General features: G+C 65.8%; 9 protein-coding genes, 1 tRNA gene and 1 pseudogene. 6 read left to right on the top strand and 5 right to left on the bottom strand.

The features are described from left to right. Nucleotides 1-30: 30 nt before the first annotated feature. Nucleotides 31-115: transfer RNA gene (locus GCN74_RS27515), tRNA-Leu, on the bottom strand. Nucleotides 116-527: 412 nt separating this feature from the next. Between GCN74_RS27515 and rnr the strand changes: the two genes are divergently transcribed. From rnr to udk, 6 genes are all read left to right on the top strand, one after another. Next, nucleotides 528-3,077 carry a ribonuclease R gene (gene rnr / locus GCN74_RS27510; RefSeq protein ID WP_152259606.1) on the top strand — a complete coding sequence of 850 codons (2,550 nt, stop codon included), beginning with the start codon at nucleotides 528-530 and terminating at the stop codon, nucleotides 3,075-3,077. A gap of 15 nt (nucleotides 3,078-3,092) precedes the next feature. Beyond that, nucleotides 3,093-3,836 carry a 23S rRNA (guanosine(2251)-2'-O)-methyltransferase RlmB gene (gene rlmB / locus GCN74_RS27505; RefSeq protein WP_034784003.1) on the top strand — a complete coding sequence of 248 codons (744 nt, stop codon included), beginning with the start codon at nucleotides 3,093-3,095 and terminating at the stop codon, nucleotides 3,834-3,836. Between the two features lie 202 nt (nucleotides 3,837-4,038). Next, entirely contained in the window at nucleotides 4,039-4,788 is a 750-nt protein-coding gene (gene cysE, locus GCN74_RS27500; protein WP_152259605.1) for a serine O-acetyltransferase, read from the top strand. Between the two features lie 10 nt (nucleotides 4,789-4,798). Then, nucleotides 4,799-5,509, top strand: coding sequence for a YceH family protein (locus GCN74_RS27495; protein WP_152259604.1), 711 nt, complete (start codon nucleotides 4,799-4,801; stop codon nucleotides 5,507-5,509). 13 nt (nucleotides 5,510-5,522) lie between these two features. After that, nucleotides 5,523-6,026 carry a DUF2199 domain-containing protein gene (locus GCN74_RS27490; RefSeq protein ID WP_152259603.1) on the top strand — a complete coding sequence of 168 codons (504 nt, stop codon included), beginning with the start codon at nucleotides 5,523-5,525 and terminating at the stop codon, nucleotides 6,024-6,026. A gap of 59 nt (nucleotides 6,027-6,085) precedes the next feature. Beyond that, complete coding sequence (udk, locus tag GCN74_RS27485; RefSeq protein ID WP_152259602.1) at nucleotides 6,086-6,730, top strand: uridine kinase; 645 nt, start codon at nucleotides 6,086-6,088, stop codon at nucleotides 6,728-6,730. 28 nt (nucleotides 6,731-6,758) lie between these two features. Here udk and GCN74_RS27480 read toward each other — a convergent pair whose 3' ends face one another. The 4 genes and pseudogenes from GCN74_RS27480 to GCN74_RS29015 form a co-directional block, all read right to left on the bottom strand. Then, the gene (locus GCN74_RS27480) at nucleotides 6,759-7,928 is read right to left on the bottom strand and encodes an HlyD family type I secretion periplasmic adaptor subunit (protein WP_152259601.1); all 1,170 of its coding nucleotides are present in this window, start codon (nucleotides 7,926-7,928) and stop codon (nucleotides 6,759-6,761) included. Further along, nucleotides 7,925-10,078: an ATP-binding cassette domain-containing protein gene (locus GCN74_RS27475; RefSeq protein ID WP_226939261.1), complete on the bottom strand. Its 2,154-nt coding sequence runs from the start codon at nucleotides 10,076-10,078 to the stop codon at nucleotides 7,925-7,927. Before GCN74_RS27475 ends, GCN74_RS27480 begins: the two co-directional genes overlap by 4 nt. A 28-nt stretch (nucleotides 10,079-10,106) precedes the next feature. Then, complete coding sequence (locus GCN74_RS27470) at nucleotides 10,107-11,330, bottom strand: TolC family protein (protein WP_193317297.1); 1,224 nt, start codon at nucleotides 11,328-11,330, stop codon at nucleotides 10,107-10,109. Between the two features lie 216 nt (nucleotides 11,331-11,546). Continuing rightward, a pseudogene (locus tag GCN74_RS29015) lies at nucleotides 11,547-12,760 on the bottom strand (hypothetical protein); the annotation flags it as partial.

Below are 12,760 nucleotides of genomic sequence, written 5' to 3'. Positions count from 1 at the left end.
AAAGTTTGCGGCTTTTTAGCGAATTAGGTATGGTGCCCACGAAGGGACTCGAACCCCTACACCCGAAGGCACATGGACCTGAACCATGCGCGTCTACCAATTCCGCCACGTGGGCACTGATGCTGCTGTGACTTGCTGCATTTTACTGCTCGAGTACTTGTTGCAAAATAACTTACTGCAACAATTCTGCTATTATAGCGGCTTGAAGAGTTTTGCGCCAGATGAGCTTTCGCTCCATACTGCACATCAACCCTGTACCGCTTTCCCGCAACTGCATTCCCGTGAAGGTTTGTCGCTGCAAGAGACCGAGATTATAGAGCAATATTTGCCGAAGTCAAATGCATTGCGCAGCTTTTCTCCTTTTTTTCATTGGCGGGCGTCTTGTACTGTTTCCGACACGCTGTCCGTTAGGCAAACCAAGGCGTCCTCCGGTACACTACCGCACATCACCGTGTCAATATTGACGGTGATGTCATCGGTCTTTGTATTCCGTTTGATCACTGTCAATAACAACTATAGAAATACTTTTGAGCCAAAATACCCACACCATCCCCAGCCGGGAGGACATTCTCGGCATATTCCGCAGCGTCAACGCGCCTCTCGATCCGCAGTCTCTCGGGAAAACGCTGCAAGTGCATGCCGATTCCATGGATGTCCTGGTCCGTCGTCTGAAGGCGATGGAGCGCGACGGCCAGCTGAAGTCTGATGCCAGCGGTGTATTCAGCCTGGCCGACCAGAGCGCGCTCGTCGCCGGTCGCGTTGCCAGCCACCGCGACGGCTTCGGCTTCGTCATTCCCGACGACGCCAGCGCCGACCTGTTCCTGCCTGAGAAAGAAATGCAGAAAGTACTGCATGGCGACAAGGTCATGGCCCGCATCGTCGGCACGGACCGCCGCGGCCGCCCGGAAGGCACGATCGTGGAAGTCACGCAGCGCGCCAATACCCACGTCATCGGCCGTTTGATCCAGGAAAACGGCACCTGGGTGGTGGCGCCCGAAGACCAGCGCATCGGCCAGGACATCCTGGTGACCGGTTCGGTGGGCAAGGCGAAGGCTGGCCAGATCGTCAGCGTCGAGCTGACCGAGCAACCGATGCGCTTCAAGCAGCCGGTCGGCAAGATCGTTGAAGTGCTGGGCGCCCTCGATGATCCCGGCATGGAAATCGAAATTGCCGTGCGTAAATTCAACGTGCCGCACATCTTTTCCGCCGCCGCCCTCAAGCAAGCTGAAAAACTGCCGTTCGAAGTGCGTGCCGCCGACCTGAAAGACCGGGTCGACCTGCGCGACGTGCCGCTGGTCACCATCGACGGCGAAGACGCGCGCGATTTCGACGATGCCGTGTATTGCGAGCCCGTCAAGATCGGCCGCGCCAACTGCTTCCGCCTGATCGTGGCGATTGCCGACGTCAGCCATTACGTGAAACCGAACGACGCGCTCGACATCGATGCGCTCGAACGCAGCACGTCCGTCTACTTCCCGCGCCGCGTGATCCCCATGCTGCCGGAAAAGCTGTCCAATGGCCTGTGCTCGCTGAACCCGGCCGTCGACCGCCTGACCCTCGTGTGCGACGCCGTCGTCAGCGACAAGGGCGAACTGAAGGCCTACCAGTTCTACCCGGCCGTCATCCATTCGGCCGCGCGTCTCACGTATGACGAAGTCGCTGCCGTGCTGGGCAACACCAAGGGACCGGAAGCGGCACGCCGCGCGGACATCCTGCCGCACCTGCAGAACCTGGAAGCCGTCTACCGCGCCTTGCTGAAAGCACGCACGGAGCGGGGCGCCATCGATTTCGAGACGACGGAAACCTATATCGTCTGCAATAGCTTCGGCAAGATCGAAAAGATCGTCCCCCGCACGCGCAACGAAGCGCACAAGATCATCGAAGAGTGCATGCTGGCGGCCAACGTCTGCGCAGCGGACTTGTTGCTGCGTAACAAGCACCCGGGCACCTACCGCATCCACGCCAGCCCGACCAAGGAAAAGCTCACGCAAGTGCGCACCTTCCTCAAGCAGGTGGGCCTGAACCTGACGGGCGGCGACACGCCATCGGCATCCGATTACCAGACCCTGATGCAGCAGATCAAGCAGCGTCCCGACGCGGCCCTGCTGCAGACGATGCTGCTGCGCTCGATGCAGCAAGCCGTCTACAGCCCGGACAATATCGGCCACTTCGGCCTGGCCTACGAGGCGTATGCCCACTTCACCAGCCCGATCCGCCGCTATCCCGACCTGCTGACGCACCGCGCCATCAAGGCCATCTTGCAAGGCAAGAAGTACGAGCCCAAGCTGTCCGAGAAGACCGTGCTGAACACGAACGTGTCGAATGCCACGCGCAAGCAGCAGGCGAAGGACAAGGCCGAAGGCAAGCCGAAGAAGACGGACCTGACCATCTGGGACGCGCTGGGCGTGCATTGCTCGGCCAACGAGCGCCGCGCCGATGAAGCGTCGCGCGACGTGGAAGCATGGCTGAAGTGCTACTTCATGCAGGACAAGCTGGGCGAGGAATTCACGGGCACCATCACGGGCGTGACCACGTTCGGCGTGTTCGTGCAGCTCGACACCCTGTTTGTCGAAGGCCTGGTGCACGTCACCGAGCTGGGCACGGACTACTTCCAGTACGACGATGCGCGCCATGAACTGCGCGGCGAACGCACGGGCAAGCGCTACCAGTTGACGGACCGGTTGACGGTGCAAGTGGCGCGTGTCGACCTGGAAACGCGCAAGATCGACCTGCGCCTGGTGACCGATGCGGAACTGGCGGGCGAAGAAGCGCCGGCCAAGCCGAACGGCAGCGGCAAGCGCAAGGGCGAGAAGAAAACGATGCTCAAGCCCGGTCCCGCGACCGAGCAGCGCCATGAAATCAAGACCGGCGCCAAGACCAGCGCCAAGGCTGGTAATGGTTCCGGCGGCAGTTCCAACGGCGCCAAGCCGGCAGCCAAGGCGGCCCCGAAGGCAGCCGCGAAGGCGGCAGCGCCCAAGGCCGCCGCGCCGAAGCGCAGCAAGAAAACTGCCGCGGCACCTGCTGCGGCACCACGAGCAGCAAAAACTGTATCAAAAACAAGCAAAAGCAAGCGATAAAAGAAGCGATAACAAATGAAGAATAAAATGATTTTCGGCTTCCACGCCGTCACCTCGCGTCTGCGTCACGAAGCGTCGTCCGTGGAAGAAATTTTCGTCGACGCCAGCCGCGTCGACGGCCGCATGAAGGACATGATCGCCGCCGCCAAGGCTGCCAACGTGCGCGTCATGCCCGTCGATTCGTCGCGCCTGGACAAGATCGTCGGCACGCGCCGCCACCAGGGCGTGATCGCGTTTGCCTCGCAGCTGTCGCTGGCGCGCAATCTCGATGAATTGCTGGATGCCATCGACGGCCCGCCGCTGCTGTTGATTCTCGACGGCATCACCGACCCGCACAACCTGGGCGCCTGCCTGCGCGTGGCCGACGGCGTCGGCGCGCATGCCGTGATTGTGCCCAAGGACCGCGCCGTGGGCCTCAACGCCACGGCCGCCAAGGTTGCCAGCGGCGCCGCCGAAACCGTCCCGTACATCACCGTGACGAACCTGGCGCGCACCATGCGTGAACTGAAAGAGCGCGGCATCTGGCTGATCGGTACGTCGGACGATGGCGAAAAAGGCCTGTACGAAGCCGATTTCACGGGCCCGACGGCCCTCGTCATGGGTTCCGAAGGCGAAGGCATGCGCCGCCTGACGCGCGACACCTGCGACATCCTCGTCAGCATCCCGATGTTCGGCTCCGTCGAGAGCCTGAACGTGTCGGTCGCTTCCGGTGTCTGTCTGTACGAAGCCCGCCGCCAGCGCATCGCGAAAGAAGGCTAAAAAACGTCCAGGGCGGCGTTGCATTGCCTTGCCGTAATTGCGTACTGTCTTCGGCAATGCGCCTTGCCCTGAACGTTTTGTAGCGCTACTTTGAACAGCCGCCGCCCTCGAGGCGGCGCTTGTTTATCTGCCTCTCCGGCAGCACGCCGCCGAATACGCTACCATTTGCGTCTTGTCTCTTACCCATTCAGAAATCCGTCTTATGTTCCACCACTTGCGCGAAGACATCAACAGCATCATCGAACGTGACCCCGCCGCCCGCAACGGCTGGGAGGTGCTGACCTGTTATCCGGGCTTGCACGCCATCGTCATGCATGGCTGGGCGCACTGGTGCTGGACGCGGCACATGAAGTGGGTGGGGCGCTTCATTTCGTATATCGCGCGCATCGTCACGGGCATTGAAATCCATCCGGGCGCCGTCATCGGCCGGCGCGTCTTCATCGACCATGGCTTCGGCGTGGTGATCGGCGAGACGGCCATCGTCGGCGACGACTGCACCATCTACCAGGGCGTGACCCTGGGCGGCACCTCGCTGCACAGCGGCGCCAAGCGCCATCCCACGCTGGAGCGCGGCGTCATCGTCGGCGCCGGCGCCCAGGTGCTGGGCAGCTTCACGGTGGGCGAGTACGCCAAGGTGGGCTCGAACGCCGTGCTGTTGAAACCCGTGCCATCGGGCGCCACGGCCGTGGGCAACCCCGCGCACATCGTGCAAAAGGATGTCAGCGCCCTGCGCGAAGGCAGCACGGCCCATCTGTTCGCCGCGTATGGCGTGACGCCGAATGGCGACGATCCCCTGTCGAAAGCCCTGCAGGGCCTGATCACGCATGCCGTGGCGCAGGAACAGCGCATCGAAACCATCCTCGCCACCCTGAAGGCGGCCGGCATCTGCTGCCAGGGCGTGCCCGAGTGTGATAAATTTGATTCCGAGCAAATGAACAAGCTGGTTGATTAAGGATACAGGCATGACTACAGACGTAAACATCGCTGAAAACGCAGCAGAAAAGGGCAGCGGCAATCCGAATCTGCTCGACCCCTTCGAGATCCGCGTGCTGGCCGTGCTGGCCGAAAAGGAAGCGCTGACGCCGGACAGCTACCCGCTGTCGTTGAATGCCCTGACGAACGGCTGCAACCAGTTGTCGAGCCGCGATCCCGTCATGGCCCTGTCCGAGGAAACCGTGTATGACGTGCTGCAGCGCCTGATGCAGCGCAAATTCGTCAACGGCATCACGCAGGCGGGCGCGCGGGTCGCCAAGTACGAACACCGCATGCGCATCAAGTGGTCGCTGGAACAGGACAAGCTGGCCATCCTGACGATCTTGATGCTGCGCGGCTTGCAGACGGCGGGCGAGCTCCGCAGCCGCAGCGGCCGCGTGCATGAATTCAAGTCCGTGGCGGAGGTGGAAGCGGGACTGCAATTCTTGATCGACAAATACCCGCCGCTGGTGGCCAGGCTGGCCGTCGCTCCCGGCGCCAAGGAGCCGCGCTACGGCCACTTGCTGGGCGGCGAGGAAGCGCTGGCGCAGATCGAGACGGCGGCCGGTTTTGCGGGCGCCGTCAGCGCGCCGCAGCAGGGCAGCCGCGTGGCCCAGCTGGAACAGGAAGTGCTGCAATTGCGCAGCGATTTCGACGGCCTGGCGGCGCAGTTCGAGGCGTTCCGCAAGCAATTCGAATAAGTAGCCTGCCCGCGTGACTTTTTCCTTCCTGTGCCGCGCCTGCGGCGAGACCCACACGGGCATGCCCAGCTTCGGCGCCGACGCGCCGTGGCTGTACGAGCAGATGGCGCCCGCCGAGCGCGCAGCGCGCTGCCAGCTCGACAGCGATGCCTGCATCGTCGACGAAGCGCACTGCTTCGTGCGCGCCACCCTCGATATCCCCGTGCACGGCGCGGATGAGCCGTTCAGCTGGGGCGTGTGGGTGTCCTTGAGCGGCGAGAGCTTCGATGCGTGGGACGCCTGCTTCAACGACGCGCAGCGCGCGCACGTCGGCCCCTTCTTCGGCTGGCTCAGCACGCAGCTGCCCGTGTATCCGGCTACTCTGAACCTGAAGACCCGCGTGCATTTGCGCGACGATGGCCTGCGCCCGAGCATCGAGCTGGAGCCGACGGATCATCCGCTGGCCGTGGAACAGCGCGACGGCATCACGGCGGAGCGGGTGGCCCAGCTGTATGCGCGGCTGATGCATGGCGCGTGACAGGCCCGGATTTGCCGCCGCGCCCTGTCCGTTTGGCCGCAGTTCCGGTATCATTCGGCATGAATACTATTTCCTTCCAACCGTTTGTCATCGGTGTCGCTGGCGGAAGCGGCAGCGGCAAGTCCACCGTATCCCAGCAGGTGCTCGCCTCGTTCGGCGCCGACATGGTCTCCGTCGTGATGCAGGACGACTACTATTGCGACCAGACCCACCTTTCCCCCGAAGTCCGGCGCCAGCAGAACTACGACCATCCTCAGGCGTTCGAGTGGCCATTGCTGGTGCAGCACATCCAGGCCTTGCGCAATGGCGTAGCCATCGAGATGCCGGAATACGATTTCACGCTGCACAACCGCTCCGACAGGACCATTCTGGTCAAGCCGGCGCCGGTGATCGTCATCGAAGGCCTGTTTGCCCTGTATGACGAAGACTTGCGCGACATGATGTCGCTGAAGATCTTTGTCGACACGGCCTCCGACGTGCGCTTCATCCGCCGCATGCAGCGCGATATCACCGAACGGGGCCGTTCGGTGGAGAGCGTCATCGAGCAGTACCTGGAAACCGTGCGCCCCATGCACAAGCAATTCATCGAACCGACCAAGCGCAATGCCGATGTCATTTTGCCGCACGGCGCCAACGGCCCCGCCGTCGACATGATCACCGCCAAGGTGGCCAGCGTCATCGGTCAATTGAAACCGGCCGGCTGAAACCGGCCGGTTGACGCAGCCCGCCGCGTCACCGCTCCCCTAGGGACTCCGAGAACGTCTTCGTGATCGGCTTCGTCAGGTAGCGCAAGACGGTTTTGCGCCCCGTGTTGATTTCCACGGTGGCCGTCATGCCGGGCTGGATCAGGATCGGTTCGCCGTTCTTGCCGACCAGGTTGCGCCCGCTGGTCTTGATCTGCACGCGGTAGTACGGCTGTTCGTTGCCCTTGTTGTCTTCGCTCAAAGTGTCCGCGCTGATGTAGCTGACGGTGCCGCGCAGGCGGCCGTAGATGCCGTAGTCGTAGGCGTCCAGTTTCACGGCCGTGGGCAGGCCGGGCTTGATGAAGGCGATGTCGGCCGGTTTCACTTTCGCCTCGATGATCAGGTCGTCGTCCGTGGGCACGATCTGCAGGATTTCCTCGCCCGGCTTGGCCACGCCGCCCAGGGTGGTGAGGCGCACGTTGCGCACGATGCCGTCCGTGGGCGCGTAGATGTCCGTCGAGCCCAGCTGCTCCTTGCGCTGGGTCACCGTCTGCAGCACGCCGGCCAGGTCTTCCTGGGCTTTCACCAGGTCCGTCTGGCTATCCTGCAGGTATTTGTTGCGCCGGTTGGTGATCTGCGCCTGGATGTCGACCACCTGCCGCCGCAGCTTCAGTACCTCGGCGCGGCTCACGTCGCCCGTTTCCAGTAGCGGCAAGTTCATTTCCAGCTCTTCCTTGATCAGCTTCATGGCGCTTTCCAGCGAACTCACCTCGGCTTGCACGGCGCCCTGGCGCTTGTTGAACAGGGCCAGCTGGTTGGCGCGGAATTCGGGGAACGCCTGCAGTTCAGGGGGGAACTTGGGCGCGCCGCCAAACACTTCCGCCTGCAGGCGCGCCACGGCCGCCTTCAGTCCGGCCGCCTTGGCCGTGCTTTCCAGGTAGCTCGTCTCGGCCCGCGTGCGGTCGAAGCGCGCCAGCAGTTCGCCTTTTTTCACGATGCTGCCTTCATGCACGCGCAGCTCGGCCAGCACGCCGCCGTCGGCCACCTGGATGATCTGGTTGCGCGAACTGGCGATCACCTGGCCGTTGGCGCGCGTGACCTGGTCCAGCTCCGCCCACGAGGCCCAGGCGATGACGCCCGCCAGCGCGGCCGTGCAGCTCCAGATCAGCACGCGGCCCCGTTTTGCTTCTTCCCGCGTTTCGACTTTGGCCAGTTTCATGCGACGGCTCCTTGCGCTGCCGCCGGCTGGACCACCGGCGCAGGCGCAGGCGGGGAAGCGGGAACCGCTTGCGGCTTGCCCGACAGCTTGGCCAGGACAAAGTCGCGCGGGCCGTCGAGCAGCACCCGGCCCGCCTGCAGCACCACCAGGCGGTCGAGCAGGGGCAGCAGGGCGTTCTTGTGCGTGGTGGCGACCATGGTCACGCCTTCGGCCGCCAGTTCGCCCAGCAGCCCCACGATGCGCGCTTCCGTCTTGGCATCCATGGCGCCCGTCGGTTCATCGAGCAGCCAGATGCGCGGCTTGGCCAGCAGCAAACGCGTGACGGCGATCAATTGCCGCTGGCCGCCCGACACGCCGCGTCCGCCCTCGGTAATGGCCAGCGCCAGTCCCCGCGGCTGGCCCAGTATCAGCTCGATCAGGCCCGTGCGTTTGGCGGCCGCCAGGATCGCTTCCTCGCCCGGGTCGGCCAGGCCCAGCAGCAGGTTGTCGCGCAGGCTGCCGCTGAACAGCCGCGTTTCCTGCGGCAGGTAGCCGATCATTTCGCGCACCACGGCCGGCGCCAGCAGGGCCATGTCGACGTCGCCAAGGTATGCCTTGCCCTCGGCTGGCTGGTACAGGCCCGAGGCCAGTTTCAGCAGGGTGCTCTTGCCCGAGCCGATGGCGCCCACCAGGCCGACGCGTTCGCCGGGCCGGATGGCGAGCGTCTCCACTTCCAGCGCCACCTTTTGCGCGCCGCCATACGTGAAGCGGATGCGTTCGAAGCGCAGGCCCGTGTCGAGGCTGCGCGGCGTCAGCGCGAACTGCGCATTGTCCGCCTCGTTGGGCAGGCTGATGACCTGTTCCAGGCCGTCGATCGAGGCGCGCGCGTGCGCCCACTGCACCATCACGGCCGGCAGCTGCACGATGGGCATCAGGGCGCGGTTGCTGATGATGGTGCAGGCCATCAGGGCGCCCATGGTCATCTGGTTCTCGGCCACGAACCAGGCGCCCATGGAAATGAGCGCCACGTTGGTCAGCTGCTGGAAGGCGGCCGTGATGTTTTGCGACAGGGCCGCATAGTCGCGGATATTCTGCTCCGCGTGGCTGGTCTCGGCCACCAGCTCCGCCCAGCGCGCCTGCATCATCCATTCGGCGCTGCTGCCCTTGAGCGTTTCGACGCCGTCGACGGCTTCCACCAGCAGGCCCGCCTTGCGGTTGCTGGCGTTGAGGTTCTTGCGCGTATGGCCCTGGATGGCGCGCTGGAACATCAGGCCGCACACGAGGGCCAGCGGCAGGGCCACCAGCGGCACCACCACCAGCCAGCCGCCGATGATGGTGATCATGGCCAGGAAGATCAGCGCGAAGGGCACGTCCGTCAGCACGAACAGCGAGGTCGATGTCAGCACGCCGCGCACCATCTCGAAGCCCTTCACCTGCGCCGCCAGGGTGCCGACGGAAGGGGGGCGCGCTTCCATGCGGATGCCCAGCATGCGCTGGAAAAACCACTCGGACAGCTCGTGGTCGACGTCGTTGCACGAATGGTCGACGATGCGGCTGCGCACCTGCTTGAGGATGAATTCCAGGCCGATCGACAGGGCCACGCCCACCACCAGCACCCACAGGGTGCTGAAGCTCTGGTTCGGGATCACGCGATCGTACACCTGCATGGAAAACAGCGAGGTGGCCATGGTCAGCAGGGTCACCAGCGCGGTGGCCAGCACGGCGTCGACGAACACGCTTTTCTTCAGCCACAGGGCGTTGCGCACCAGGCCCAGAGCGCCGGGGCGGGCGCTGCTTTTTTCGGCACGGCGCGGCAGGCCCACGCAGGCCAGGCCGGTCAGCGACGCCAGGTGCAGGGTGCGGCCGTCGACGCCTTCGCCGCGCCAGGCGCCGTCGGCGCCGCGCGACTGCAGCAAGCCCCAGCCGGTGCTGGCGCTGTAGACGGCGAACGGCAGCTCGCCCGGCATCGGTTCGTGCAGCAGGCGCGCCGCGCCTTCCAGCCCGGCCGCCTGCCAGATGGCGCTCAGGACCAGGGCGGGGCCGCCGTTGTCGTCGACGTCGTCGAGCTGGCGCTGCAGGTCGGCCAGGCGCGCGGCGGGCACGTGCTGGCCCGTCAGGCGGGAAGCCCGCTCGATCAGTGTCAGCAAGCCATGTTTGATGGAGGTATCCACGCTGTCTCCTGTTGGTAACATGTCGGTGTCAATCCGGGCGCGCCAGGCCTGCCGGCGCCGTGCGCCCGGACAGGGTGCCCGTCTGCGCGGCCAGGCGCAGGCTGGCGGCAATCGCCTGCGCGCGCGTGTCTTCCAGCGCGAACTGCGCCTGGGTCGCTTCGCGCACGGCGTTGAGTACATCGTTCCAGCTCTTGCGGCCGATCACATACTGGCGCGCATACGATTCGAACACCTGCGTCGACGTGGTGCTGGCCTCGCCCGCGTTGCCCAGGCGCTGGCGGCTCGCTTCCGCCTCGTTCCAGTCCAGCGTGAAGCGCTCGCGCACGTCGCGTTCGGCCGCATCGCGCGCGGCGCGCGCGCCTTCGCGCTTGGCCACGGCCGCATCCACGCCGGCCTTGGCCGACAGGCCGGCGCCCGGCTGCGCCTGCAGCACCAGCATGGCGCGCGTGCGGTTGTCGGCATTGATGCCGCCCGTGGGTTTTTCCATGCGCAGCACCACCTTCGGCATGTAGGCCGAACGCTGCAGGGTGATGTCGGAATCGGCCGCCTGCGCCTCGAATTCGAGGCGGTGCAGGGTGGGCGAGTAGTCGACGGCCTGGCGCATGACCCTTTCCAGGCTGGCGTCGGGCAGCGGTTCGCCCACGCCGATGCCCGTGCCCGTCACCAGGCGCACGGGCTTGCCCGCCAGCTGCGACAGCTGCGCCAGCGCGTTCTCCAGCGCCTGGCGCGCATTCGACACGTCGTTGGCCGCCTGGTAGGTGCGCGATTCGGCCAGGCGCTGGTCCGTTTGCGAGCTGACCGACTGCACCACGCGGCGCTTGATCATGTCCAGCAGGCGCTGGTGTTCTGCCAGGCCTTCCTCTGCCGAGCGCACGCGCGCCGCCTGGCGCAGCGCTTCCGTGTAGGCGGCGATCACGCGCAAGGACAGGGTCAGGCGTTCTTCCTCGATGGCCGCGCCGGCCGCGTCGACCCGGCTGCCGGCCGCATCGATGCCGGCGTCGATGCGCCCGCCGCTCCACAGGGGCTGCTCGATGCGCACCACGCCGCCCGTTTCCTGCGAACCCGTGGGTACTTCGGCCGACAGGCTGGGAAAGCGCTGCCACTGCGCGCCATCGAGGTCGGCCCGCGCGGCCGCCTGTGCCGAGCGCTTGCCGGCGATGGTCGGGTGGCTTTGCAGCGCCTGCTGCAAGACCTGGTCGAAGCTCCAGGCCGTGGCACCCTGGGCGCCGGCGAAAGGGGTGACGCTGGCCATGGCGACGGCTGCCAGTACAGCCGCGATGCAGGGCAGGATGCCGGGCCAGGGGCGCCGGCGGCAGGATACTGCTGGCAAACTGCGTAATCTCATCCCGTGTTTTTCCGGCCTTGCGGCCTGCAGGGTTGCAACGAGGATCACCAGGACCGCAGGAGCGCGGCGCGACTGCGTGCGCGCCCCTGCGGCCGTTGTGGCTACGTTTCCATGGGCATGGCCTCAGACATGGAAGTTCGCCGCCGTCAGCTGCGTGATGTTCACGCCGCTCAGCAGCACCAGCGCCGTGTCGATGGCGTTGGCGTTGCTCAGGTCACTCGAGTGATACACCGTCACGGCGCCGTTGTTTTGCGCATCGGCGATGACGATGTAGCCCTGTCCCGACAGGACGCTGTTGTCGGCCGCGATGGCGCCGGCCGCCGCGCCGATCGACACGGACGTGCCATCGAAAATGAACAGGTTGTCGTTGCCAAAGTCCGTGCTCAGGTTGACGCCCACGGCCACCGATGCCGTCAGGTGGGCGATGGCGGACATGTCGATCACGTCGCCGCCGGCGGCAGGCAGGCCCGTGCTGAAGTCGGCCACCGTCAGCGGGCTGTGCAGCGCGTTCTGGCTCAGCACGAACAGCTGGCTCGCATCCGTCAGGTCGGCGTGGGCCTGAGCTGCCGCTGCCGCTGCGGCGGCGGCATTGGCCGCCACCGTCAGCGAGCCTGCATCCGTCAGGTCCGCCTGCGCCTGCGCCTGCAGGGCCGCTGCCGCTGCCGCATCGGCTGCCAGGTGCAGGGCATTGGCGTCCGTCAGGTCGGCCGTGTGTGCGGCTGCTGCCGCCGCTGCCGCTGCCGCATCGGCGGCCTGGGTGAGCGCCACGGCGTCTGTCTGGTCGGCGATCGCCTGCACGGCGGCGGCGTGGGCGGCATCCGCAGCCGATATCACGCCCAGGGCGTTGGCATCGGTCTGCGCGGCGATGGCGTTGGCCTGGACCAGGGCCGCATCGGCTGCCTGCGCGTCGGCGTGGGCCTGGGCCGCTGCCGCATCGTCCGCGTAGGCTGCGTTGGCATTGGCATGCGCCTGGGCCGCTGCTGCCGCCGCGTTGGCGGCGGCGGCATCGTCGGCTTGCGCGGCCTGGAAGGCCAGCAGGGAAGCGGCGGCCTGCGCCTGTGCCAGCGGCGCTGCCGCATCGGCGGCATGGGCGGCCAGCGCGGCTGCCGCCGCATTGTTCGCGTTGACGGTGGCCGCTGCCGCTGCCGCATCGTCGGCCTGTGCCTGCTGCGTGATGGCCAGAGAAGCGGCGGCCTGGGCTGCCGCGGCGGCTGCGGCGTTATCGTCGTTCTGCGCTGCGGTGGCGGCGGCCAGGGCGCTGGCTGCCGTTGCCGCCGTGCTGACGGCCAGGGCATCGGCGGCGACGGCTGCCGTGTGGGCGGCGGTGGCGGCGGCGG

Origin of the sequence: Janthinobacterium sp. FT14W (assembly GCF_009208755.1) — a bacterium.
Classification (GTDB): domain Bacteria; phylum Pseudomonadota; class Gammaproteobacteria; order Burkholderiales; family Burkholderiaceae_D; genus Janthinobacterium; species Janthinobacterium violaceinigrum.
The sequence above is the reverse complement of the archived record's forward strand: the minus strand, read 5'-3'. Positions and strand labels throughout refer to the sequence as shown.